The sequence below is a fragment of the Pseudomonas sp. GW821-FHT09E12 genome, assembly GCF_059416085.1.
This window is the reverse complement of sequence record NZ_JBWKOM010000001.1, coordinates 445,930-469,733: the sequence shown is the minus strand read 5'-3', so window position 1 is coordinate 469,733 and position 23,804 is coordinate 445,930. Positions and strand designations below refer to the sequence as shown.

The following is a 23,804-nucleotide window of genomic DNA, read 5'->3' as shown; positions in this document are numbered from 1 at the left end:
TGTCTAGTTGATCTGCACCGAACCGCCCTTGATGCGGTTGACCCCGCTGGAGCGGCTGGACAGGTAGACGCCCTGGATGATCACCTTGCCCGCGCGGGTCAGGGTGATGCTGGCCTTGCCGCAACGCAGCACGATCTCGCGTTCGGCGCTCAGTTCCAGGCACTGCTCGTCCAGCCGCACGTGGGCGACGGGCTCGGGCGGGGTATCCGTGCCGAGCAGGCGGCCGATCACCAATGGGCAAGCCGGGTCGCCGCCTTCGAACATCAGCGCCACCTGGCCGCCGATATCCGCGGGGCCAAGCCGCGCGGTGCAGCGGGCAACGACGCCGCTGCCATCCGGGCAGCCCGGGTAAAGGACCCTGGGCGTACTGGCGTGCGGCAGCTCGAGCAGGGTACCGATGACCACTGCATCGATGCGGGCCTGTATGGGTAGCGGGTGTTGAACCGTCATATACATACCTCCACTGTGCTGGCTCTGTACGAAAAGTGGCTGTGCGCTGGGCGCCCTCGGCGCTACGCGGGCCATGCTGCGTTAAAAACAGGCTTGCCTGACCTTCGCTCGCCGACTTTTCGTACAGACCCTAGTTCTGCAGGATCTTCTGGCCCTTGACCACCACGTTCCGGTTGGCCTTGATGTTGATGGCGCCGGAGCCGTCGATGGTGATGTCCTTGCCGCGAATCATGATGGTGCCGTCCTTCTTCATGGTGATGCTGGCCGCGCCCGTGGTCAGGGTGATGGAGTCGCCGGCGGTGAGGGAGAAGTTCTTGCCGACGTCCAGGCTGTCGTTCTGCTGGATGTTGGTGGTGCGGTTCTGGGATACGTCGCGGGATTCGTTCTGGCCGATCTGGGTGCTCTGGTTGCCGTTGATCTCGATACCTTCGTTGCCCTTGACCGTTTCATTGCGGTTGCCGGTGATGTCGATGGTCTCGTTGCCGCCCACGTCCTCGGTGCGGTTGCTGACGATGCTGATGGTTTCGTTGGCACCGACCTTTTCCGTGCGGTCCGCGCCGATGGTGATGGTCTCGTTGTTGCCCACCTTCTCGGTGCGATTGGCGCCGATGGTGATTTTCTCGTCGCTGCCGACATCCTCGGTGCGGTTCACCCCGATGGAGATGGTCTCGTTATTGCCGACCTTTTCCTTGCGATCCACGCCTATGGTGATGGTTTCGTTGTTATCGACGGTTTCGGTGCGGTCGTGTTTGACGTGCACGGTTTCGTCGTTGTCGATGGTCTTGCTGCGGTCGTGGCCGACCCAGTGGGTCTCGTCGTTCTCGACCTCGATGTCCTGGTTCTTCTCGGCGTGGATGAACAACTGCTCCGCGCCTTTCTTGTCCTCCATGCGGATTTCATTGAAGTTGGCGGGCGAGCCCTCCTTGCTCGAGCGGCTTTTCACCCCGCTCTGGGTGGCATTGGCCGGCAGCTCGTAGGGCACGGTCTGTTCGGCGTTATAGACCCGGCCGGTGATGATCGGGCGGTCCGGGTCGCCTTCGAGGAAACCGACTATCACTTCCTGGCCGATCCGCGGGATCTGCACCGACCCCCAGTTCTTGCCGGCCCAGGCCTGTGACACGCGCATCCAGCAGGAGCTGTTTTCGTTGGACTGGTCGTGGCGATCCCAATAGAAATGCACCTTGACCCGGCCATACTGGTCGGTCCAGATCTCCTCGCCAGCGGGGCCTACCACCCTGGCGGTCTGCGGCCCGCGGACAATCGGTAGGGGCGTCAGGGGCAGGGGGCGGAAGGCCTGGCTGGCATCCATGCAGTCCAGTTCGCTGGTGAACTGCTCGGCCAGGTCCAGTTGCCCGCTTTCATAAAGCTCCTGGCGGATCTGGTAGCGTGCGACCACCACCAGGTATTCGCGATTCTGGTCGGCGCGCTCGTAGCCGGTCAGCTTGAACAGATGCCCGCAGCCCAGGCCTCGCGCACGACCGCGCAACTGCACGCGTTCGAACTGGCTGTGGATGGCCTGGATACGGGTGCGTGCGTAATGCTCGCCATCCTTGCTCTGGACGTATTCGCCTGGGTAGTCGTAGAGCGGATGGTCGCCGTTGCTGTGGCTGCGCGACACGCTGGAGCGCACTTCGAGGCTGGCGCCGGGGCGCTGGAAGTCGTAGTCGTTCAACGCCAGCGAGCCCGGCTGGACTTCCCGCGCCAGTTGCCAGTCGTAGAAGTGGTCGCGCTCGCGCATCTGCTGGTCGGGCGGGTAGAAGGGCACCGAGGCGTAGTCGGCCACCGTCGAGTGGGCGCCGTAGGCGTCGGCCAGCACCAACACGTGACGCGCTTTCTCATGGCGGAAGTAGTAGTAGATGCCTTCCTGCTCCATCAGCCGGCTGATGAAGTCGAAGCTGGTTTCGCGGTATTGCACGCAGTATTCCCACTCGCGGTAACTGCCGCTCAGGTTGTCTTCGAAATCGGAGAAACCGAGGTCGCGGAACACTTGCTTGATGATGTCCGGCACCGTCTTGTTCTGGAAAATCCGGCAGTCCGAGGTGCGCGTGAGCAGCCAGAACCAGGGCCGCAGGCTGACCCGATAACCGGCGAACTGGCCGTGGCCGGTCAGTTGCCGGCAGCCGCAGGCAATACCGTGGAAGTAGCGTTTGCCGCCGCCGTGCAGCTCCAGGGTCAGGCCCATCGGCTTGCCCAGCAACTGGTCGAACTTGATCGCCCGATCTTCGGACGTGAGGTCCAGTTCGTAATGGAACAACCGCCCCAGCTCCTCGCTGCCTTCCATGCCCTGCAGCAGCAGGACCTCGCCACCGAGGGGGCTGTCGACCTGCACCAGGCGGGTGCTTTGCGTGATTGCCATAAACGGCTTCCTCCGGCTCGCGTTCGGGCGTCAGTCGGTCGTCTCGCCAACATGCGGGTCGAATGCGTAATGCAGCGCATTGTCCCGTTGGCTGATGCGCACGCCCGCCAGCGGCTTGCCCTCGAGCATGCGGGTGAGAAACTCCCGGCTCATGTCCGGCAACAGGGTATTGGTCAGGATGGCGTCGATCATCCGTCCGCCGCTCTCGATCTCGGTGCAACGCGAGACGATCAGGTCGACCACGCTGTCGTCGTAGGCGAAGGGCACCTTGTGCCCGCTTTCCACGCGCCGCTTGATCCGTTCCAGTTGCAGGCGGGTGATGGCCTTGAGCATCTCGTCGCTCAGCGGGTAGTAGGGGACGGTCACCAGGCGCCCGAGCAGGGCCGGCGGGAATACCTGGAGCAACGGCTCGCGCAGCGCCTTGGCGATGGCATCGGGATCGGGCAGCCGTTGCGGGTCGCGGCACAGGCTGGCGATCATCTCGGTGCCGGCATTGGTGGTGAGCAGGATCAGGCAGTTCTTGAAGTCGATCAGGCGGCCTTCGCCGTCCTCCATCACCCCCTTGTCGAACACCTGGAAGAAGATTTCGTGCACGTCCGGGTGGGCCTTTTCCACCTCGTCCAGCAACACCACGCTGTAGGGTTTGCGCCGCACCGCCTCGGTCAGCACGCCGCCTTCGCCGTAACCGACATAGCCGGGCGGGGCGCCCTTGAGGGTGGAGACGGTGTGCGCCTCCTGGAACTCGCTCATGTTGATGGTGATGATGTTCTGCTCGCCGCCGTACAGGGCCTCGGCCAGGGCCAGGGCGGTTTCGGTCTTGCCCACGCCCGAGGTTCCGGCGAGGAGGAACACGCCAATCGGTTTGCTGGGGTTGTCCAGCCCGGCGCGCGAGGTCTGGATGCGCTTGGCGATCATCGCCAGGGCATGGTCCTGGCCGATGATGCGTTTTTTCATGTGCTCGTCGAGCCTGAGCACGGTGTCGATTTCGTTGCGCGCCATGCGCCCGACCGGGATGCCGGTCCAGTCGGCGACCACCGCGGCGACCGCCTGGTAATCCACGGTGGGCAGGATCAACGGGTTTTCGCCCTGCAAGGCCGCGAGGCGGCTCTGCAGGTCGCCGAGCTTGTCGCGCAATGCCGTGCGTTCGGCTTCAGCCAGCTGTGGCGATGGCGTATCGGCCTCGCTACCGCTGTCGTCCAGCGGTTCGGCGGCGGCGCGCAGGGTGGCGCGGGTCGCCAGCAGTTCATCGACCAGGGCTTTCTCTTCGCTCCAGCGACCTTCCAGGGTCGCCAGGCGTTGGCGTTCCTCGGCGAGGGCCGCCTCGACCTCCTGCTGGCGAGTGCCGATGGCGATGCCAATGGCCTGCTCGCGGCCGATGATCGCCTGCTCGGTGCTCAGCGCCTCGATGCGTCGGCGGCTGTCGTCCACTTGAGCCGGTACCGCATGCAGGCTGATGGCGACCCGCGCGCAGGCGGTGTCGAGCAGGCTCACCGATTTGTCCGGCAGCTGCCGGGCCGGAATATAACGGTGCGACAGCTTGACCGAGGCCTCCAGCGCCTCGTCGAGGATCTGCACCTTGTGGTGCTGCTCCATGGTCGAGGCGACGCCGCGCATCATCAGGATCGCCTTGGCCTCGGACGGCTCGTCGACCTGCACCACCTGGAAGCGCCGGGTCAGGGCCGGGTCCTTCTCGATGTGCTTTTTGTATTCGGCCCAGGTGGTTGCCGCCACGGTGCGCAGGGTGCCACGGGCCAGGGCCGGCTTGAGCAGGTTGGCGGCATCGCCGGTACCGGCCGCGCCGCCGGCACCGACCAGGGTATGGGCCTCGTCGATAAACAGGATGATAGGCTTGGGCGAGGCCTGCACATCCTCGATGACCTGGCGCAGGCGCTGTTCGAACTCGCCCTTCATGCTCGCGCCGGCTTGCAGCAGGCCGACGTCCAGGGTGCGCAGTTCGACGTCCTTGAGGCTCGGCGGCACGTCGCCGGCGACGATACGCAGGGCGAAGCCCTCGACCACCGCGGTCTTGCCGACCCCGGCTTCGCCGGTGAGGATGGGGTTGTTCTGCCGGCGGCGCATGAGGATGTCGACCAGTTGGCGAATCTCCTCGTCGCGCCCGACTATGGGGTCGAGCTTGCCGCTGCGGGCCTGTTCGGTGAGGTCCACAGTAAAGCGCTTGAGCGCCTCCTGCTTGCCCAGCGCGCTGGGCGCCAGGGCGCCGCTCGCTTCGCCCGGCGCGGCGCTAGCGTTGAAACCGTCGCTGGCGGCCAGGCCGTTTTCCGGCGAGTCGCCAAGGTACTCGTCGAAGCGCTCGATCAGGTGCTCCACCTTGATCTTGTCGAACTCGCGGGAGATGGCCGAGAGGGCGTGGCGCAGGCTTGGTGTCTTGAGCATGCCGACGACCAGGTAGGCGCTGCGCACCTGGCTCTCGCCGAACAGCAAACTGCCATAGACCCAGCCGCGCTCCGCGGCTTCCTCGACCTGCAAGGACAAGTCGGTGATCGAGGTCGAGCCGCGCGGCAGGCGGTCCAGGGCGTCGGTGATATCCCTGGACAGGCGCGCCGGGTCGAGGCTGAACTGGCGGACCAGGCGGTGCAGGTCAGAGTCCTGCAATTGCAGGAGCTGATGCAGCCAATGCACCAGTTCCACATAGGGGTTGCCGCGCAGTTTGCAGAACACGGTGGCGGCTTCGATGGCCTTGTAGGCCGGGCTGTTCAACTTGCCGAACAGCGCGGCGCGGCTGATCTCACTCATGATTGCTGCTCCTTGAGGGGGTGGTATGGCTGGCGTATTCGCGGGCCAGCAGCAGGTCGCCGGCATCCGTCGACGGGCTGCCGAGCCAGGTGTCGAAGCCCAGGCGGGTCTGGCCGTCGAGATCGATGCGCGGCACTTCCTGGTGCCGCAGCAGCAGATTGACTTCCCAATCCAGCTCCTCGCCCTGGTACTCGGCGACCCAGGCGGCCAGTTCGCCGAAGCTTTCCTGGCCGGGCAGCAGGCGGCGGTATTGCTCCAGGCTCAAAGGCCCCAGGCGGATGCGGAATTTATGCTGGCGATCCCAGACGTGGGTGCCCAGGCTCAGGTCGCTGCCGAGCGAGCAGAGCGCCACGCCCAGCTGGCTGCGCTGCGGCAGCTCCAGCCACTGGCCGACGTATTCCTCGATGCTCACCGGCACGCCGAAATAGTCTTCCAGGATGGCGCGCAAGCCGTCCGGGTAGCGGGTTTGCGCCGCCAGGTGGCCGGTGAAGTGGTAACGCGCCGAGTCGGCGATCGGGCCCTGGCCGAGCAGGCTGGTCATGCCCCGCCCGGACAGCGCGGCCAGGCGCATCGACCAGTAGTCGTGGGCGGGGCGGTCATGGCTGACGGTCGGCCGCGCCTCGGCCCAGGCGCGGTAGAACAGGCACAACAAGCGGTGATTGAACACGTCGAGAAAGCGCGTGAAGCTGGCGTCGTCGTTGTTGCGCTGGCGATCGCGGGCGTATTCGGTCAGGTGCAGCGGCAGCGGGCCGTTGGGCCCGGTGAGGCCGAAGAACAACTGCTCGATGCGCGGCGCGGCGCCCTCGGGGTCGGCCTCGATGCTGGCCAGGGTCGAGGGGGCGAAGCCGCAGTCGGGTTTCTGCCCCAGGCGCAGCGGGTCGTCGTGCAAGCGCAGGGAATGGCCGATGCGCGGCCGGTCGCTGGCCTCGCACTCGATGCGCCGTAGCGCCTGGAAGAAGTCGTAGGCCCAGGGCTCGTCGGCCATCCGCTCGATGCTGTGCAGCGGTTTCAGAGGTTCGGTCGACATCCGGGGTGCGCCTGCCATCGCATGATTTCGCCGCGCTCGGTGGTGCGCAGTACGGTTTCGGTGAAGCTGTTGATCGACACGTAACGGGCCAGGAAACGCTCGAACACCGCGCCCAGCAGGTACACGCCGGTACCGCGGAAGGCGTTTTCGTCGAACTCCAGGCTGATCTCCAGGCCACGGCCAAACACGATCGGTCCCGGCATCGGCAACCGGCGGGTGCAGGGCGTGCTGCGCACCTGGCGCAGGCCCTCGATTTGCAACTGCAGCGCCGCATCGCCGGGGTCGCCGTACAGGCGCAGCAGTTCGCGCAGCGCCGCGGCCCCCTGGCCCTGTTCGCTCAGCGACAGGTAGTTCAGCGAAAGCTGGCTGATCAGCCGCCAGGCGCTGGCATCGTGCGCGCGGCTCGGCCGCGGCCGGCTTGGTCCGGCCAGGCAGCGCACGGCCAGCACCGGGGCGCTGTCTTCCAGGGTGAAATCGCTTTTGCCGGTACCCACCGGCATCAGCAGCGGCAGGTCGCGGTTGGTGCACAGGGCGCTGAGACCGAGCTGGCGCAAGTCGTGGCGATAGGGCGCCTGGTTGACATCCACCAGCGAGACGAAGGTTTCGCTGCCGATATAGGTCGAGCGTGGCCCGCGCCGCCGTTGCTGGCTGGACAAGCGGCGCGGCTCGCGGCGGACGATGTAGTAGGCCTGCTCGCGGCCATAACGCAGCGGGTCGCGGATCGCATAGAACGGCTGGAACGGCTGCTCGGGGCCGCTGCCATGGCCGGTGACCTGGGTCAGGGAATGGATCTCGAAATCCAGCGGCCGGGTGCGGTCGGCGATCACCTGGTGCTCATGCACCCGCTCGCTCAGGTGAATGCGATCGGTGCGGCGTGCAAACAGGTTCACCGCCGGGGTGCAGAAGGGCACGAACTGGGTCGCCGACACCGTGCCTTCCAGGGTGCTGTCGAGGCGATCGAACAGCACCACCACCTCCAGTTCCTGGCTGGTGCAGCGCTGCACACCGGCGCTCAGCCCGGTGAAGTCGACGAACAAAAAACGATTGGGCAGGGCGAAATATTCCTGCAGCAGGCGATACCCCTGGAAGGCCCGGGGCACCACCGGCAGCACCGCGTCCCGATCGTCGAAGCCGCGCGCCTTGAGGCTTTCCAGAGGCAAGCGCTCGGCCCAGTCGCCATCGATGCTCTTGATAAACACCGCGCAGGCGTTGCCGAGCAGTTGCTCGTACAGACGGAAAGGTTGCTCGTCGGCGCCGTTGAGGTAGAGCGGCAGGCTGTCCAGCGCCAGGGCGTTGAACGGCAACCCGGCGCCGCAGCGCAGGCGCAGGCGCAACCCGGCCTTGGCCTTGGGTTCGCTGGCGGCAAGTCGGCCGAGGGTCGCGGCCGGGTTGCCGAAGTATTCGGCATGGCTGACCTGCAATGGCCACAGCGTCACGGCATGGGCGCTACGGTATTCGCAGGCGGTCTGCTCGCCATGGCCCAGCTGGCCGCGCAGGGCGGCGTGGCGTTCGACCGTGAAGCCGCTGGTCAGTGAGCCCTCGTTGGGGTCGGCGACCAGTTGGACCACCACCACCGAAGGCGTTGGCGCCAGATAATGGGGGTAGGCGACTTCCAGCAGATTGTGGGTAAAGGTCGGGTATTCGGCGTCCAGCTTCAGGTGGACCCGCGCGCTCAGGTAGGCGAAGCCCTCCAGCAGACGCTCGACATAGGGGTCGGCGCATTCGATGTCGGACAGGGTCAGGCGGCTGGCGATCTTGGGGAACTCCTGGGCGAACTCGGCGGCGCTCTCGCGGATATGCTGCAGCTCCTGGTTGTAATACTCGAGCATGCGCGGGTTCATCGGCGTCTCCTGACGGGCTCGGCCGGCGTCACCTTGACGTGTCCGGTTTCCAGGTCGAGGGCGGTGCTGAGCAGCAAGCGCAGGGGCACCGGCTCGGCCCACAGATCGCCCTCGATCTCGAAGCTCAGGGCGTTGTGACTCATGTCATTGCCGTCGAGTTGCGCGCGAACCTTCAACGAGCCTTTGAGGATGCGCGGCTCAAAGGCGGCGATGGTGTCGCTGAACAAGGCTTCGATGGCCTGTACATCGACACTCGAGGCGGTATGCCCGGCCAGGGGCGGCAGGCCGAAATTCAGCACCGAGTTGCCCGCCGGCATCTGCGCGGCCTGTTCCGGATCGAACAGCACGCAGGTGTTGAACAGCCAGGCCAGATCGCGCAGCACGCAAGCTTTCAGCTGGGACATCGACATGACGCGGCGCTCGGCGGCTTCTTTCGGGTTGTGCGGATCGTCGTCGGTCAGGCGATCGAGCAACGAGGGTTGCAGGCGTTCTTGCAGGGTCAGCTCGGCCATCTTCGGTTATCCCTGTCGGTGAAGCTGAGGCTGTACCGTTCGAACAGCCCGGTTTCGCCGTTGTCGGTGGTCAACGGGCGCTGGCCGACGGCGTGCACCGGCTCCTCGGCGTTCATCGCCATCTCCTGGTTCGCAGGCTTCGAGCCGAGCCCTGGCGTGCGGTCAAACGTCGGGTTCGAACAAGCCGATAAACATTTTCTCATCCCACTGGAAGGGCGGGCAGGCCGTCACCCGACTCACCGCCGACGAGGCTTCCAGAGTCTGACCGGAGCCGCTGCGTATCGCCTGGATCTCGGTACGGCAATCCCGACTGGGCGAGGGCAGTTGCTCGCTGCTTTCCACCAATATCACCTGGCGCGTACCCACCTGCTTGGTGCGCAGCGTGCCGCTGGGGTCACGGTGGAACTGGCAAGGCCATTTCAGGCTCAGGTCGATACCGGGTTGCTGCGGGACCAGCAAGCGACAGTTGCCATTGCGCTCTTCCAGCAGCAGATCCCGGGCCAGGAAGCGCGCCTGGATGGCGTTATCGGCCGGGTTCTGCGCGCAGGCGGGCAACATCAAACCCGCCAGGCCCGCGACGATAAGGCGAAGCAGGTGCCGACTCATGACAGCTCCCAGAACCACACCTGGGCGGAGTGGTTGGCCGGGTCGTCGTAGGTCTTGGTGAAACCGCGGCTCCACAGGTCGATATGGTCGCCGGCCGCGCGACTCTCGCCACTGCGGGTAAAGCAATCCTTGAAAAAAATGATCCCGTTCTTCTCATTGAGCTGCAGCTTGGCCTTGGCCGCATCGGTAAAGATGCTGGGCCGGCCCAGATGCTGGCGCCACAGCCAGTTCGCCAGCGACTCGGCACCGCGGGCGTGGCCGTGGCTGCAGCGCGGTTCCGAATAGGTGTGGCCATCCACGAGGATGCTTCGCTCGGCGTTGAGCGTAATGCTCAGGCGGATCGCGCACTGATTTTCCCAACCGCCATCGCAAGGCTGGCTTTCAGCCGGGTAGTTGTTCCACAGATTGATGAACGCGGGTCTGGCCATCATCGAACCTCCTGTTGCGCCGTGGCCCCTGGTACAAGCCGAGCACCCTGCGGCAGGGCTGCAGGGTGGCTGGCGTCACACCTTGACGTTTTGGCGGATATTCCAGCCGTACTTGACCGGGCCGCCGTCCTTGGAACCGTCCTGCTTCTGCGGTTGGTAGTCGACCAGCACCTGGCCGAAATTCAGCGCGATGTTTTCGGTCAGGCGATCCGCGCCGCCGCTGCCGCCGGTGCCGATCGAGGACACCAGGACCTCCTTGAGGGTGATAGTCAGGTACTCGACCGGATCGTCGCCGCCGGCCTTGCGCACCGTCAGCTTGGCCTCGTCGTAATGCTTGCCGCTGGAGCAGGCCATCATCAGGTTGGGGGAGGATTTATCCACCCACTTGGTCAACGTCAGGTCGTGGATATTGACCTTGCCGGCACCGCCGCCACCGCCCACATGCATGTTGCCGGCCTGCGCCATGGCCCAGCTCCAGGAGAGCACGTCGATCTCCTCCTTGTGGTTCTTGTCCTGGGACTCGCCCTTGACGTCGCCGATCTTGATAAACATATCAACAGCCATCATGCCTCCTTAAGTGGTTTGCACCACTGTGTGCCAGTGATTCGCCACGCTGCGTCACAGGGCACCCGCCACCACGACGAATGCCTCCTGAGATGAATCAAACCGCCTTGGCGGATGGAAGTTTGGATACCAGCCGCAGCGATACCGTGAGCCCTTCGAGCTGGTAGTGCGGGCGCAGGTAGAACTTGGAGCTGTAGTAACCGGGGTTGCCCTCGATCTCCTCGACCACCACCTCCGCCGCGGCCAAGGGGTGCTGCGCCTTGGTGGTTTCGGTGGAGTGGGCCGGGTCGCCGTCCACGTAATTGAGAATCCAGTTTTGCAGCCAGCGCTGCATGTCGTCCTTTTCCTTGAACGAGCCGATCTTGTCGCGAACGATGCACTTCAGGTAATGGGCGAAGCGGCAGGTGGCGAACAGGTAGGGCAGGCGCGCCGCCAGGTTGGCGTTGGCGGTGGCGTCGGGGTCGTCATACTCGGCCGGCTTCTGCAGCGACTGGGCGCCGATGAAGGCGGCGAGGTCGGTGTTCTTCTTGTGCAGCAGCGGCATGAAACCGTTCTTCGCCAGCTCCGCCTCGCGCCGATCGGCGATGGCGATTTCGGTCGGGCACTTCATGTCCACCCCACCGTCGTCGGTCGGGAAGGTGTGCGTCGGCAGGTTCGGCACCTCGCCGCCGGACTCCACGCCGCGAATCCGCGAGCACCAGCCATAGAGCTTGAACGAGCGGTTGATGTTCGCCGCCATGGCATAGGCCGAGTTGGCCCAGGTGTACTTGGAACTGTCGGCGCCGTTGGTTTCCTCTTCGAAGGCGAAGGCGTCCACCGGGTCGGTCTTGGCGCCGTAGGGCAGGCGGGCGAGGAAACGCGGCATGGTCAGGCCGATGTAGCGCGAGTCCTCGGAGTCGCGCAGCGAACGCCAGGCAGCGTATTCCGGCGTGGTGAAGATCTTGGTCAGGTCGCGCGGGTTGGACAGCTCCTGCCAGGAGCCCATGCCCATCACCGTCGGCGAGGCCGCGCTGATGAAGGGCGCATGCATCGCCGCGCAGACCTTGGCCAGTTCGCCGAGCAGCTCGACGTCCGGCGACGACTGGTCGAAGTAGTAATCGCCCACCAGGCAGCCGAACGGCTCGCCGCCGAACTGGCCGTATTCCTCTTCGTACATTTTCTTGAAGATCGGGCTCTGGTCCCAGGCGGTGCCCTTGAACTTCTTCAGGGTCTTGTGCAGGTCGCCCTTGGCGATGCTCATCACGCGGATCTTCAGCTGATCGTCGGTTTCCGTGTTGTTGACCAGGTAGCTCAAGCCGCGCCAGGCGCTTTCCAGTTGCTGGAAGTCGGCGTGATGCATGATCAGGTTGACCTGCGCGGTGAGCTTGGCATCGATCGCGGCGATGATCGATTCGATGGATTTGATCGCGTCGTTGGAGATCAGCTCGGTCTTGCTCAGGGCCTGTTCGGCCAGGGTGCGCACGGCGCTTTCCACCGCCTCGCGGGCGTGCTCGGTCTTGGGTTTGAACTCTTGCAGGAGCAAGGCGGCGAAGTCGCTCGGTGCGGTCGCGGCGTCTGCCTGGGCCTGCGGGTCTTTCATCAAGTCGGCCATGGTCTGCGTCCTCTGTCAGGCTTGCGGCTCGGGTTCGGTCGGTTTCGGCGCACTGGCCAACGCCTGCAACAGCGCCGGGTCCTTGATCACCTTCATGATCATGTCCTCGGCGCCGGTCTTGCCGTCCATGTAGGTCAGCAGGTTGGCCAGCTGGGTGCGGGCTTCGAGCAGTTGGTTGAGGGCATCGACCTTGCGCGCCACCGCGGCAGGGCTGAAGTCGTCCATGCTCTCGAACGTGATGTCCAGGCTCAGGTTGCCTTCCCCGGTCAGGGCATTGGGCACGTTGAACGCCACCCGCGGTTTCATCGCCTTGAGCCGCGAGTCGAAGTTGTCGACATCGATCTCCAGGAACTTGCGGTCGGCCACCGCCGGCAGCGGCTCGGCAGGCTTGCCGACAAGGTCGGCCATCACCCCCATGACGAAGGGCAACTGCACCTTCTTCTCCGCACCGTAAAGCTCTACGTCGTACTCGATCTGCACCCGGGGAGCACGGTTACGGGCGATGAATTTCTGGCTGCTGGTGTTAGCCATTTTTCCTCCTGCGCTGCCTATGCGGCTGTGTTGGATGGGCATCGGTTAAAGCGTTTTCACTCGGACTATTCACCCTCGGGCCCGCGCAATTTTTCGAACTGGGAAAAGCCGTCCGGAATCAGGTTGCTCACGATGGTGGCGAAATCGGCGCTGACCAGTCTCTTGGCGCGGCTCAGGAGCACCGGCACCGGGCTTGAGGGCTCGTGCCTGGCGTAATAACCGAGGATCCGGTCGAGGCTGCGCAGCACATCGTCACGGCTGCCGATCTCGCCGGCGATACGCGGCGCGGCGGCGCCGGGGGCCGAGGACATGGCGGCATCGACAGGCTCGCCGGCCTGCGCGACAGCGCCGGGAGCGTCTGGCTGAGGGGCGTGCTCGGCGATGATTTGCACGGCATGCCGAAGCAGTTGCTTGATCGTGCCCAGGTCCGCGCCGTGGGTGGAGCCGACCCGTTCGTTGACCTCGCGCTCTATGGTCAACAGCGTGCCATGGGCATCGTTCAGGGCGGCGCGGCAGGCCTCGAGCTGTTCGCCCGCGCAGTCCTGAAAGGCCGCGCCGAGCTGGTCCGGGCTGAGGCTTTCACTGGCGAAGCGCTGCAAGCCCGCGGCATTCAGCGCGGCCCGCAGGCCGACACTGCCAAATGCCCGCGAGCTGATCAGCGGCATGCCCCAGAGCAGGTGAATGACCGGCTCGGCGTTGAGGCCGGCGAGGGCGTTGATCCGAAAAGTGGGGTCATTGCCGTCCTCTGCATCCAGCTTGGGATGCAGGTCGTCCCAATACTGCGCGAGCAGCTGCTGGATCAGCTGTAACCCTTGCACCAGGCCGGGCAAGCCGTGCAGGGCAATGGCGCTTTGCAGGAAGTAGTTGGCGATGCGCAGGTCTTTGCTGCGCGTGAACAGCTCGATGCAGAGGTCGCGGACCTGGCGCCATTCCGGCGGTGCGGCGGGTAACACGGCATCGCCCATCTGCCGTTCGGGTTGGCCTTGCGCCGCGCGCTCAAGCTCGAGAAAGGCGGCGTCGTACTCGAGGTCGCCGCCACAGGGGGAGTCGGGGGAAATGGTTTCCAACAAGCGCTGTACATCCACCACGGACGTGATCTCCATATCGGCCCGGCAATCGGCGCCCGGTCAGGGTGAGCGCACGACTAAATCCCTTTTCCTGCGGATGAGTGTTCTATCCAGAGACACTTTCTGGCGTCATTTCTGAATTCAACAATTGACCTGAAGTTTTAGCCCAGTTCAATTATTGTCAAGAAACTCTCCGACCAGTGGGGAACACTGTGATGTTTGAAGATAGGTGGTCGGCGGTGGTTTTTTTAGTTTCTTTTGTTATAGGGCTTATTTGAAAAAGCGAATATAAGCGCAGGAACTTTGAGGGCACGGAAATCTTTTAGGGGGCTATACTCGCTTTGCACTCGCTGGCATGCCCGAGCTGTTGTTATTGAGCAATACCGTACAAGGAGTTCCAATGCCGCTGCGTTTGACAATCACCAGTTATCACAAGCTGACCCCCGGCCAACGCGCGGAGTTCGAGCTTGATCGCGGTGAGCTGAAAATCGGTCGCAACCCCGAGAACGACTGGATACTTCCAGACCCGGAGCGCCTGGTGTCCGGCCAGCATTGCGTCATTCAACTGCGTGACGGCACCTACTACCTGACCGACACCAGCACCAATGGCGTACAGCTGGTGAATGCCGGCGTGCGCATGCACCGTGGCAACAGCGAACCCTTGCGCGACGGCGAACTGCTGCGCGTCGGCGAGTACGACATCCTGGTGCAGATCAACGGCGCCCCACAGATCGCCAACGGCACGCCCGGGATGAGCGATCCCTTTACCGGCTTCGATGCGCTGATCAAGCGCCAGGCGCCCGGCGAGATGCCCGGCGCAGCGGCGGCGCCCCCCGCCAGGGTGCAGATCCATGCGGGCGGTTCGCCCCTGGACACCAAGCCTGACCTGTTCGATTTTCTCGCGTCCCCGGCCGTCCCCCCTCCGGCCCTGGCCGACCACGTGCCGCCCGAACGCCATGATTTTCGCCCGCCTGAGCCACAACGCCCGAGTGCCCCTGCGGCCAGCGAAACCGGCGCGGCACCGGCGATTCCGGCGGATTGGGACCCTTTCACCGAACTGAGGGCGGGCCCGGCGCCGGTGACGCCGCCCCCTGAGCAAGCACAGCCGCAACCATTGCCAGCGGCATCGGAGAATATTGCCGGCAGCGCACCCGAACCGGCCGTGCAACGGGCCGCGGTTGCGCCTCCGGCGCCGGCAAGCGGGGGCGACAAGGAAGAGGTGCTGGAAGCCTTTCTCAGGGGCGCGGGGCTCGAGCCATTGCGTATCGACAGAGGAGAAACCCGCGCGCAAATGGAGGCCATCGGCCGCAGCTACCGGCATATGGTCGAGGGGTTGATCGAGGTGCTGCGCGCCCGTGCCAGCCTCAAGGGTGAGTTCCGCATGGCCCAGACCATGATCCGCCCGGTGGAGAACAACCCCCTCAAATTCGCCCCCAATGTCGATGAGGCGCTGTTGTTATTGCTGCGTTCCGGCAACCAGGCCTTCATGCCGGCCGACCAGGCGATCAAGGAAAGCTTCGACGACCTGAAAGCGCATCAACTGGCCGTCATGGCGGGCGTACAAGCCTCGATCCAACACCTGCTCAAGCGTTTTCAGCCCGCGGTACTGGAAGCGCGTTTAAGTCAACCTTCGGCTATTGGCGCTTTGCTGCCCGGTAGACGTCAAGCGCAATACTGGGAGTTGTTCACGGAACTCTATGCGAGCATTTCCAGGGAGGCCGAAGATGATTTCGAGGATTTGTTCGGGCGCGAATTCAGTCGTGCCTATGAGGAACAAAATACCAAGTTGCGAAAAGGATGAGCGCCATCGGTTAGTTGGATAAAGGCCAATGGCTATTAAATAGTGAGTTGATCTTGTTTGGCGATCGGTAGTTTCGATTTGGAATAATAAACGTCATGGAGGACGACATGCCAAAGTTCTTGTTGTTCGCAACAGTACTACTGCTGACGGCCTGTGCTTCGAGCCCGCCGCCGCCCGCTGCGCCTACTGTCGTTGTCATGCATATCCAGGCCGCTGCCGATCTGAATCTTTCGGCGGGCGGCCAGGCGACGCCGGTGCGGGTGCGTTTGTATGAGTTGAAGAGCGGTGGAGCTTTCAGTCGCGCCGACTATTTCTCCCTGGTGAATGCCACCGGCACGACCTTGTCCGCGGACCTGGTGGCGCAGGACGAATTACTGGTCCAGCCGGGTCAAAGGCTGACCCTGGAGCGCACGCTCGACGAGCAGAGCCGTTTGCTCGGCCTGGTGGTGTCCTACCGTGAACTGGACAGCGCCGTGTGGCGCCAGGTGGTCAATATCCCGAGCCATGCAACCACGCCATTGACGGTTTCCCTGACAGCCAGGGCGATCAGCGCGGCCGCCACGAAACCTGCGAATTAGTCCTGTCGAGGAAGCCAGTCCATGTCCTGGAATAACCGTGTGGTGTGGTCCGAAGGAATGTTTCTGCGGCCGCAGCATCTCCAGCAGCATGACCGCTACATGGAAGCCCTGATCGATGGCCGTTGCCGCCCGTTGAGCGCCGGGGGCTGGGGGTTCTCCGAGCTGCGCATCGACGAGTCCCTGCTCGGCCAGGGCAAGGTGGCGATTGTCAGCGCGCGCGGGGTGCTACCCGATGGCACGCCTTTCGACATTCCCGGCGACGATCTGCCGCCGCCGCCATTGAACGTCAACGACAACCTGCGCGATGCGCAGGTCTTCCTGGGTTTGCCGCTCAAGCGTGCCGGCAGCCGCGACACCGTGGGGGAGGGCGAAGCTCCGGGCGGTGCGCGCTATATCAGCCAGGTGCGTGAGGTGCGCGATGACAACGCCGCCTTCGAGAGCCGGGCATCGCTGGCGATCGGCGGCAAAGCCCTGCGCCTGCTGACCGAGCGCGACGGCCTCGGCGAATATGCCTGCCTCGGTTTGCTCCGGGTGCTGGAAAAACGCGCGGACAATGCCGTGCAACTGGACGAGGACTATATTGCGCCGCTGCTCGATGTGGCCGCCTCCAGCGTGCTGGCGGCCTTTCGCAGCGAGCTGCAAGGGTTGTTGCACCAGCGCGGCGAGGCCCTGGCCGGTCGGGTGGTGGCCTCGGGGGCCGGCGGCGCCTCGGAGATCGCCGACTTTCTGCTGCTGCAACTGGTCAATCGCGCCGAGCCCTTGCTCAGCCACCTGGCCCGGTTGAGTCCCTTGCACCCGCAGGACTTCTATCGCGAGGCGGTCTGCATGGCGGGGGAGTTCGCCACCTTTTCCGCTGCCGGGCGTCGCCCCAGCGACTACCCGGCCTATGCCCACGACGACCTGGCGAGCAGCTTCGCCCCGGTGATGCATGACCTGCGGCAAGCCTTGTCGATGGTCATCGATACCCGCGCCACGCCGATTCCGATCGTCGAGAAATCCTACGGCGTGCATGTGGCGATGCTGGCCGACAAGAGCTTGCTGGAGATGGCCAGCTTCGTCCTGGTGGTGCGTGCCGAGGTGCCGGCCGAAACCCTGCGCACGCATTTCCCCCAGCAGGCCAAGATCGGCTCGGTGGAACACATCCGCGACCTGGTCAATCTGCAGTTGCCCGGCATCGCCTTGCTGTCCATGCCCGTGGCGCCGCGGCAGATTCCCTATCACGCCGGTTCGAGCTATTTCGAACTGGACCGTGGCAGCGAACACTGGAAACAGCTGGCCCACTCAGGGGGCTTCGCCTTTCACATTGCCGGCCAGTTCCCGGGCCTGAACCTGGCCTTCTGGGCCATTCGAGGATAGTTCGTCATGCACCCGATCGATGATCCCTTCGGCAGCTCTGGCATAGGCGGCACTTCAGGCGGCGCCTCGCCGGGCGGCAACGACCATACCCTGATCATGCCGCGGCCTGGCGGGCGCTCCGTCGATGCCTCTGCCCCAAGGAAGGATGGCGCCAGCGCCGCCGATCCGCACATTGCGATGCCGGGCGCACCGGTGGCGAGCAGCCTGGCCCAGGGCCTCAACCCGCTGGAGCGGGCGGCCGGCCCGATACTGGCGCTGCTGGCCCGCTTGCGCAGCACCCTCGCTCACCCGCAACCGGCCAGCCTGCGCGCCCAGTTGCTGGCCTACCTGCGCCAGTTCGAGGAGCAGGCGCGCGCCGCCGGCGTCGCCCAGGATGAGGTGATGCTCAGCCGTTATGTGCTCTGTACCGCGCTGGACGAAGCGGTACTCAGCACCCCCTGGGGCAGTACCAGCGACTGGGGCAAGCAGAGCCTGCTGATCACCCTGCACAACGAAGCCTGGGGCGGCGAAAAAGTCTTCCAGCTGCTCGAACACTGTCTGCAGAACCCGCAGCAGCGCCTGCACATTCTCGAGCTGCTGTACCTCTGTATCTGCCTGGGCTTCGAGGGCCGTTACCGGGTCATGAATGACGGCCGCAGCCAGCTGGAAGCCTTGCGCGAACGCACCAGCGCGACCATTCGCAGCGTGCGCGGCGAATTCGAGCGCGAGCTGTCGCCGCATTGGAGGGGGCTCAGCGTGGTGCGCGATCGCTTGTCGCAGTTCCTGCCGCCCTGGGTTGGCGTGGCCATTTGCCTGGCCGTGCTGTTGCTGCTGCTGTTCGGTTTGCGCCTGAAGCTGGCGGCCGACGCCGAGCCGGTGTTTCGCAATATCCACGCCCTGGGCGAGATCCCGGTGCAAACCATCGACCGTCCACCGCAGCAGCCCAGGTTGATCGAACGCCCACGCCTGGCGCGCTTCCTCGCCGAGGACATCAAGGCCCAGCGCGTTGCCGTGGAGGATGCACTGGATCGCTCGGTGGTGACCATTCGTGGCGACGAGTTGTTCGCCTCGGGCAGCGCGAGCATTTCCGAACAGTTGCAGCCCTTGCTGCTGCGCGTCGCCGATGCCCTGCGCCAGATCAAGGGCACGGTGCAGGTCACCGGGCACAGCGATAACCGACCGATCGCCACCTTGCGCTACCCCTCGAACTGGAAGCTGTCGCAGGATCGCGCGCAGCAAGTGATGGAGATCCTCGCCGCCCGCAGCGGGCAACCCGAGCGCTTCACCGCCGAAGGGCGCAGCGACGCGGAACCGGTCGCCTCCAATGACAGCGCCGCCGGACGCGCCAGGAACAGGCGCGTGGAGATCACCGTGCTAGCGGAGGGCAACCAGTGAAGGCCTTTATCAATTTTCTGGTGCGCTGGGTGGTGCCGCTGCTCGGCCTGCTCGCCCTGAGCCTGGTGATCTGGTTCCTCGGTCCGCTGATCATCGTCGCTGCCTATGAACCCCTGGCCCCGGCGGCCGTACGCTGGGCGCTGATCGGCCTGTTGTTCCTGGCCTGGATCGGTGTGCGCGTATTGCGCATCGTCCAGGCCCGGCGCAACGCCGCCAAGGTCATGCAGGGCCTGGCAGCGGTGGCGCCGGATGCGGCCAGCGTCGCCACCGCCGAAGAGCTGGCGACCCTCAAGCAACGCATGGACGAAGCGCTGCAATTGCTCAAGCGCAGCAAGCTCGGCGGTAACGAGCGGCGCAACCTTTACGAGCTGCCCTGGTACGTGATCATCGGCCCGCCGGGCTCGGGCAAGACCACCGCGCTGGTCAATTCCGGGATGCACTTTCCGCTGGCCGAACAGATGGGCAGTGGGGCGATCCGCGGAGTCGGCGGTACGCGCAACTGCGACTGGTGGTTCACCGACGAAGCGGTGCTGCTGGACACCGCCGGGCGCTACACCACCCAGGACAGCCATGCGGCGGTGGACAAGGCGGCCTGGCTGGGCTTTCTCGACCTGTTGAAGAACCAGCGCAAGCGCCGGCCGATCGATGGCGTCTTCGTCGCCATCAGCCTGTCCGACCTGCTATTGGGCAGCGAGGCCGAGCGCAGCGCCCATGCCCGGGCCATCCGCACGCGGGTACAGGAGCTGTATGGCCAGCTCGGTGTGCGCTTCCCGATCTACGTGATGCTCACCAAGTTCGACCTGGTGCCGGGGTTCATGGAGTTCTTCGACGCGCTGAGCAAGGAAGAGCGCGCGCAGGTCTGGGGCGTCACCTTTGCCCTGGACGATGGCAAGAGTCCCCAAGGCCCGCTGGCCCGTTTCGACGAGGAATTCACCGCCCTCGAGGCGCGTCTTACCGAGCGCTTGGTCGAGCGCCTGCAACAGGAGCGCGACCCCAACCGACGCGATCTGATCTACGGCTTCATCCAGCAGTTCGCGGCGTTGCGTCACAACCTGTCGTCCTTCCTCGAGGGGGTATTCAAGCCCAATCCCTATGAAGAGCGGGCGCTGTTGCGCGGGCTGTACTTCACCAGCGGCACCCAGGAAGGCAGCCCCATCGACCGTCTGATCGGCAGCATGGCGCAAAGCATGAACCTGGATCGCCAGCACCTGGCGCGCCAGACCGGCACAGGCCGCAGTTACTTCATCACCCGCCTGTTCCGCGATGTCGCCTTCGGCGAGCGCGGCCTGGTCGGCAGTAACCCCAAGGTCGAGCGCCGGCATCGCTGGATCAATCGTGGCGTACTCGCCGCCAGTGCCGTGGTCTTGCTTGCGGTGACGGCCATCTGGGTCGCCAGCTACCGCGCCAACCAGGCCTATATCGCCGAGGTGGACGCGCGCCTGGCGCCGCTCAAGGGGCAGGTCGAATCCCTCAGCCCGGCGCAGCGTGAGGTATTGGCCGTGCTGCCGCTGCTCAACGCCGTTCGCCATGTCGCCGACAATTCGCTGTCCTGGGCCGAAGGCTATGGCCTGTTCCAGGGCGACATGCTCGGCGCCGAAGCCGCCAGCGTGTACCGCAAGCTGCTGATCGCGGTGCTGGCGCCGCGTCTGCTGACCCGCATCGAGGAGCAGTTGCGCAGCGGCGGCAACACCGAGTTTCTCTACGAAGGCCTCAAGGTCTACCTGATGCTGGCCAGCGCCGAGCACTATGACGCCGATGCCATCAAGACCTGGATCAACCTCGACTGGGACCACAGCCTGCCGCGCGACCTGGCCCCGGAACAGCGCCTGGCCCTGGCCGAGCATCTCAATGCGCTGTTCGCCCACAAGCCACCGCCGGCGAGGCTGGATGAGGAACTGCTGGCCGACCTGCGTCGGCAGTTGCAACAGATGTCTGTGGCGCAGCGGGTCTACAGCCGGGTGAAACGCCAGAAGCTGCCCGAGGGCGTAGCGGATTTTCGCCTCAGCGAAGCGGCCGGGCGTGACGCCGCCCTGGTGTTCACGCGCAAGAGCGGCAAGCCGCTGAGCGATCCGTTATCCGGTTTCTATACCTACCGTGGCTACCGTCAGGCGTTCATGGTCGCCAGCCTCAGCCAGTCCGGCGCCCTGGCCGAGGAACAATGGGTACTCGGCCGGCCATTGAACGACAACCAGGATGTCGCCAGCCTGGCCCTGGAGGTGCGGGCCCTGTACTTCCAGGATTTCCTCAACCAATGGGAAACACTGCTCGGCGATCTCGATTTCGTCGCGATCAACGGCATCGCCCAGGCCGCCGATGTGCTGCGGGTGCTCTCCGGGCCAAACTCGCCACTGAAGAAACTGCTCGATGCGGTGGCCAGGGAAACCAACCTGCAACAAGAAGATCGCCTGCTGGCCGAGAAGCTCAAGGCTGCCGACGGCACCGTGGATAAACTCAAGCAGCAGCTCGGCTCGCTGGTCGGCCAAGCGGCCCAGGAAGATTCCTCGGCAACCTCGCAGGTCGATCCCATCACCGCGCGCTTCGCCGAGCTCAATAGCCTGGTGACCAGCCATGGGGATGGGCCAGCGCCGATCGACGATCTGCTGGCCCAGCTCAATGAGCTTTATGTGCAGGTCAGCGCCATGAGCGGCGCCAGCGGCGAGGCCCTGCTGGGCGAGGCGAAGAACCAGGCGGTGGCCACGGCATCACGGGTCAAGCTCGGCGCCGAACGTCAGCCGCCACTGGTGCAGAAGCTGGTCAACTCGGTGGTCAGCGCCACCACCAGCAGCATGATGGGCAGCATCCGCACCCAACTCAACGCGGCCTGGATCAGTGAGGTGGTGAATGTCTACCGCCAGTCCCTGGCCGGCCGTTACCCCATGGTCAACTCCAGTTCGCGGGAGGCCACCCTGGAGGACTTCGGCAACTTCTTCGGCGTGGGCGGGGTGATGGACAACTACTTTCGCAAGTACCTGCAACCCTACGTCAACACCTCGACCAGCAACTGGCGCTGGCAGCCGGGCGCCGCGGAAAAACTCGGCATCGGCCCGGGCGTGCTGCAAACCTTCCAACGCGCCGCGGCCATTCGCGATGCCTACTTCCGCGCCGGAGGCACCCAGCCGGCGGTACGCTTCGAGCTCAAGCCCGTGGCCATGGACGCCTCCATCAGCCAGTTCCTGCTCGATCTGGACGGCCAGCAGCTCAGCTACGACCATGGCCCCAGCCGGCCGATGGCGATGCAATGGCCCAGCCCCAACAGCCTGGGGGTGGTGCGCCTGTCCGTCACGCCGCCCACCAGCGCCGGTCGTTCGGGACTGACCCTGGAGGGACCCTGGGCCTGGTTTCGCTTGCTGGAGCAGTCCGACCTGACCCAGGGCAATGCCCCGGACCGCTTTACCCTGCGGATGCGCGTCGACACTGCGAGCATCTCCTGCGAACTGCGCGCCAGCAGCGCGTTCAACCCGTTCAAGGGTCGGCTGGTGTCCGGCTTCAGCCTGCCGGAGCGCTTGTGAGCAGCCCGGGTTTCTACGGCAAGCTGGCCGGCCGCGGGGATTTCATCCACCGCGGCCTGTCGCCGACCTTTATCGAGCGCTGGGATGCCTGGCTCTCCGCTGGCATGGCCAGCAGCCAGGCGGCGCTGGGGGCGGCCTGGCTGGACGCCTACCTGGTCAGCCCGCTGTGGCGCTTTGCCGTGGCGCCGGGCCTGCTCGGCAGCGAGGCGGCGGTGGGGGTGATGATGCCCAGCGTCGACCGGGTCGGGCGCTACTTCCCGCTGACCATCGCGCTGCTGCTGGAGGCCGATACCGATCTGGGCGCGCTGGTGGCCGGCCCGGATGACTGGTTCGAGGCCGCCGAGGTCCTGTTGCTCTCGACCCTGGAGCCCGAGGCCGCTGTCGAGGCCTTCGAGGCCGCGGTACCGGCTCTCGGTAGCCCGGTCTGTAGCACCCAGGTGCCGGGCATGCAGGCGCAGCAGGGGCAGGTGCGCTTCGCCGCCACGACTGCGGCGGCGCGCGGGGCGGTGCTGATGCAGCACGCCTGCGAGGGCGCGAGCCTCTGGTGGGGCAAGGGCTCCGGGCGGGTCGCCGCTGGCCTGCTGCGTTGCCAGGGGTTGCCGGCGGCGCAGGACTTCAGCGGTTTTCTGCTGGGCGAGGGCGGCTACGCGGCGCTTGCGCAAACCGCGCAGTTCGATTTCGGGAGCTGATTTTGGAAATTAGGGACATTTCGGGAGCCAGGGCATGTCGTCAGCCGTAACGCGTTACGAATCCGCCAGTCACAGCCATGTCGGCATGGTGCGTCAGGTCAACGAGGACGCTTGCCTGGATGCGGTGCAAGCCGGCCTCTGGGTGGTGGCCGACGGCATGGGCGGGTATACGGCGGGCGATTTCGTCAGCAGCCTGATCGTCGATACGCTGCGCGCCATCCCGCCCGAGCCCTCCTTGGCGGCCTATGTCCAGGCGTTGCGGGCGGGGCTGGAGCAGGCCAACGCGGCGGTTCGCCAGGAAACCGCGCAGCGCGGTGTCGGCATCATGGGCAGCACCCTGGTGCTGCTGGCCGCCCGAGCAGACAAGGCCACCTGCCTGTGGGCCGGCGACAGCCGCCTGTATCGCCTGCGCGAGGGCCAGCTGGAGGTCATCAGCCACGACCACAGTTATGTCCAGGAGTTGCTGGACAGCAGGCTGCTCAGCGAGGACGAGGCGCGGGAGCACCCCATGGCCAACATCGTCACCCGCGCCGTGGGCACCCAGGACCGGCTGGAACTCTCGGCCGTGGACCTGGAGGTGCGTCCCGGCGACAGCTTCCTGCTGTGCAGCGACGGGCTGACCAAGACCGTCGAGGACCATGAACTGCGCGAGGTGCTGGGCAACGCGAGCCCCTATGAGGTGGTCCGCAGCCTGGTGCACCTGGGGCTGACCCGGGGCGCTCCCGACAACATCACGGCGGTAGTCGTCAATGCCCACTGAAAACGCATCA

General features: G+C 65.2%; 20 protein-coding genes. 7 read left to right on the top strand and 13 right to left on the bottom strand.

Annotated elements, in window-relative coordinates:
• Window positions 1-3 precede the first annotated feature (3 nt).
• From AC07PQ_RS02190 to tssA, 13 genes are all read right to left on the bottom strand, one after another.
• The gene (locus AC07PQ_RS02190; RefSeq protein ID WP_493184585.1) at window positions 4-450 is read right to left on the bottom strand and encodes a DUF6484 domain-containing protein; all 447 of its coding nucleotides are present in this window, start codon (window positions 448-450) and stop codon (window positions 4-6) included.
• A 130-nt stretch (window positions 451-580) separates the two neighbouring features.
• Entirely contained in the window at window positions 581-2,806 is a 2,226-nt protein-coding gene (locus AC07PQ_RS02185) for a type VI secretion system Vgr family protein (RefSeq protein WP_009044346.1), read from the bottom strand.
• Between the two features lie 30 nt (window positions 2,807-2,836).
• Window positions 2,837-5,560 carry a type VI secretion system ATPase TssH gene (gene tssH / locus AC07PQ_RS02180; RefSeq protein WP_493184586.1) on the bottom strand — a complete coding sequence of 908 codons (2,724 nt, stop codon included), beginning with the start codon at window positions 5,558-5,560 and terminating at the stop codon, window positions 2,837-2,839.
• Window positions 5,553-6,587: a type VI secretion system baseplate subunit TssG gene (tssG, locus tag AC07PQ_RS02175; protein ID WP_493184587.1), complete on the bottom strand. Its 1,035-nt coding sequence runs from the start codon at window positions 6,585-6,587 to the stop codon at window positions 5,553-5,555. Before tssG ends, tssH begins: the two co-directional genes overlap by 8 nt.
• Complete coding sequence (tssF, locus tag AC07PQ_RS02170) at window positions 6,569-8,428, bottom strand: type VI secretion system baseplate subunit TssF (RefSeq protein ID WP_493184588.1); 1,860 nt, start codon at window positions 8,426-8,428, stop codon at window positions 6,569-6,571. The genes tssG and tssF overlap by 19 nt, the downstream gene beginning before the upstream one ends.
• Window positions 8,425-8,940: a type VI secretion system baseplate subunit TssE gene (tssE, locus tag AC07PQ_RS02165; protein WP_007923472.1), complete on the bottom strand. Its 516-nt coding sequence runs from the start codon at window positions 8,938-8,940 to the stop codon at window positions 8,425-8,427. The genes tssF and tssE overlap by 4 nt, the downstream gene beginning before the upstream one ends.
• Window positions 8,928-9,056 (bottom strand): hypothetical protein, encoded by a 129-nt coding sequence (locus AC07PQ_RS02160; protein ID WP_493184589.1) that lies wholly within the window; start codon window positions 9,054-9,056, stop codon window positions 8,928-8,930. The genes tssE and AC07PQ_RS02160 overlap by 13 nt, the downstream gene beginning before the upstream one ends.
• 46 nt (window positions 9,057-9,102) lie before the next feature.
• Window positions 9,103-9,546: a hypothetical protein gene (locus AC07PQ_RS02155; RefSeq protein ID WP_493184590.1), complete on the bottom strand. Its 444-nt coding sequence runs from the start codon at window positions 9,544-9,546 to the stop codon at window positions 9,103-9,105.
• On the bottom strand, window positions 9,543-9,974 hold the full coding sequence (locus AC07PQ_RS02150; RefSeq protein WP_037005248.1) for a type VI secretion system amidase effector protein Tae4: 432 nt from the start codon (window positions 9,972-9,974) through the stop codon (window positions 9,543-9,545). Before AC07PQ_RS02150 ends, AC07PQ_RS02155 begins: the two co-directional genes overlap by 4 nt.
• Window positions 9,975-10,049: 75 nt before the next feature.
• Window positions 10,050-10,538 (bottom strand): Hcp family type VI secretion system effector, encoded by a 489-nt coding sequence (locus tag AC07PQ_RS02145; protein WP_007923461.1) that lies wholly within the window; start codon window positions 10,536-10,538, stop codon window positions 10,050-10,052.
• A 97-nt stretch (window positions 10,539-10,635) separates the two neighbouring features.
• Window positions 10,636-12,129: a type VI secretion system contractile sheath large subunit gene (gene tssC / locus AC07PQ_RS02140; protein WP_007923459.1), complete on the bottom strand. Its 1,494-nt coding sequence runs from the start codon at window positions 12,127-12,129 to the stop codon at window positions 10,636-10,638.
• A gap of 15 nt (window positions 12,130-12,144) precedes the next feature.
• Window positions 12,145-12,660, bottom strand: coding sequence for a type VI secretion system contractile sheath small subunit (tssB, locus tag AC07PQ_RS02135; RefSeq protein ID WP_087092181.1), 516 nt, complete (start codon window positions 12,658-12,660; stop codon window positions 12,145-12,147).
• A gap of 65 nt (window positions 12,661-12,725) precedes the next feature.
• Window positions 12,726-13,748, bottom strand: a complete 1,023-nt coding sequence (gene tssA / locus AC07PQ_RS02130) for a type VI secretion system protein TssA (RefSeq protein WP_007930432.1) — start codon at window positions 13,746-13,748, stop codon at window positions 12,726-12,728.
• A gap of 379 nt (window positions 13,749-14,127) precedes the next feature.
• On the opposite strand from tssA, the gene tagH reads away from it, so the two are divergent.
• The 7 genes from tagH (at window position 14,128) to AC07PQ_RS02095 (ending at window position 23,794) form a co-directional block, all read left to right on the top strand.
• Window positions 14,128-15,528: a type VI secretion system-associated FHA domain protein TagH gene (gene tagH, locus AC07PQ_RS02125; RefSeq protein WP_493184591.1), complete on the top strand. Its 1,401-nt coding sequence runs from the start codon at window positions 14,128-14,130 to the stop codon at window positions 15,526-15,528.
• 107 nt (window positions 15,529-15,635) lie between these two features.
• A complete protein-coding gene (gene tssJ, locus AC07PQ_RS02120) occupies window positions 15,636-16,106 on the top strand; it encodes a type VI secretion system lipoprotein TssJ (RefSeq protein ID WP_493184592.1) in 471 nt (156 codons plus the stop codon).
• Between the two features lie 21 nt (window positions 16,107-16,127).
• Window positions 16,128-17,462 carry a type VI secretion system baseplate subunit TssK gene (gene tssK, locus AC07PQ_RS02115; protein WP_493184593.1) on the top strand — a complete coding sequence of 445 codons (1,335 nt, stop codon included), beginning with the start codon at window positions 16,128-16,130 and terminating at the stop codon, window positions 17,460-17,462.
• 6 nt (window positions 17,463-17,468) lie between these two features.
• Window positions 17,469-18,836: a DotU family type VI secretion system protein gene (locus AC07PQ_RS02110; RefSeq protein WP_007930440.1), complete on the top strand. Its 1,368-nt coding sequence runs from the start codon at window positions 17,469-17,471 to the stop codon at window positions 18,834-18,836.
• Window positions 18,833-22,345, top strand: a complete 3,513-nt coding sequence (gene tssM / locus AC07PQ_RS02105) for a type VI secretion system membrane subunit TssM (protein WP_493184594.1) — start codon at window positions 18,833-18,835, stop codon at window positions 22,343-22,345. Before AC07PQ_RS02110 ends, tssM begins: the two co-directional genes overlap by 4 nt.
• Window positions 22,342-23,034 (top strand): type VI secretion system-associated protein TagF, encoded by a 693-nt coding sequence (gene tagF / locus AC07PQ_RS02100; RefSeq protein ID WP_493184595.1) that lies wholly within the window; start codon window positions 22,342-22,344, stop codon window positions 23,032-23,034. Before tssM ends, tagF begins: the two co-directional genes overlap by 4 nt.
• Window positions 23,035-23,068: 34 nt before the next feature.
• Entirely contained in the window at window positions 23,069-23,794 is a 726-nt protein-coding gene (locus AC07PQ_RS02095; RefSeq protein WP_007930444.1) for a PP2C family protein-serine/threonine phosphatase, read from the top strand.
• Window positions 23,795-23,804 lie beyond the last annotated feature (10 nt).

Bases quoted from the DNA above. Each gene is read 5' to 3' on its own strand.
- AC07PQ_RS02145 (WP_007923461.1), bottom strand. From the start codon at position 10,538: ATGGCTGTTGATATGTTTATCAAGATCGGCGACGTCAAGGGCGAGTCC.
- tssK (WP_493184593.1), top strand. From the start codon at position 16,128: ATGTCCTGGAATAACCGTGTGGTGTGGTCCGAAGGAATGTTTCTGCGG.
- AC07PQ_RS02185 (WP_009044346.1), bottom strand. From the start codon at position 2,806: ATGGCAATCACGCAAAGCACCCGCCTGGTGCAGGTCGACAGCCCCCTC.
- tagH (WP_493184591.1), top strand. From the start codon at position 14,128: ATGCCGCTGCGTTTGACAATCACCAGTTATCACAAGCTGACCCCCGGC.
- tssF (WP_493184588.1), bottom strand. From the start codon at position 8,428: ATGAACCCGCGCATGCTCGAGTATTACAACCAGGAGCTGCAGCATATC.
- AC07PQ_RS02150 (WP_037005248.1), bottom strand. From the start codon at position 9,974: ATGGCCAGACCCGCGTTCATCAATCTGTGGAACAACTACCCGGCTGAA.
- tssB (WP_087092181.1), bottom strand. From the start codon at position 12,660: ATGGCTAACACCAGCAGCCAGAAATTCATCGCCCGTAACCGTGCTCCC.
- tssG (WP_493184587.1), bottom strand. From the start codon at position 6,587: ATGTCGACCGAACCTCTGAAACCGCTGCACAGCATCGAGCGGATGGCC.
- AC07PQ_RS02190 (WP_493184585.1), bottom strand. From the start codon at position 450: ATGACGGTTCAACACCCGCTACCCATACAGGCCCGCATCGATGCAGTG.
- tssJ (WP_493184592.1), top strand. From the start codon at position 15,636: ATGCCAAAGTTCTTGTTGTTCGCAACAGTACTACTGCTGACGGCCTGT.
- AC07PQ_RS02095 (WP_007930444.1), top strand. From the start codon at position 23,069: ATGTCGTCAGCCGTAACGCGTTACGAATCCGCCAGTCACAGCCATGTC.
- tssC (WP_007923459.1), bottom strand. From the start codon at position 12,129: ATGGCCGACTTGATGAAAGACCCGCAGGCCCAGGCAGACGCCGCGACC.
- AC07PQ_RS02160 (WP_493184589.1), bottom strand. From the start codon at position 9,056: ATGAACGCCGAGGAGCCGGTGCACGCCGTCGGCCAGCGCCCGTTGACC.
- tssE (WP_007923472.1), bottom strand. From the start codon at position 8,940: ATGGCCGAGCTGACCCTGCAAGAACGCCTGCAACCCTCGTTGCTCGAT.
- AC07PQ_RS02110 (WP_007930440.1), top strand. From the start codon at position 17,469: ATGCACCCGATCGATGATCCCTTCGGCAGCTCTGGCATAGGCGGCACT.
- tssH (WP_493184586.1), bottom strand. From the start codon at position 5,560: ATGAGTGAGATCAGCCGCGCCGCGCTGTTCGGCAAGTTGAACAGCCCG.
- AC07PQ_RS02155 (WP_493184590.1), bottom strand. From the start codon at position 9,546: ATGAGTCGGCACCTGCTTCGCCTTATCGTCGCGGGCCTGGCGGGTTTG.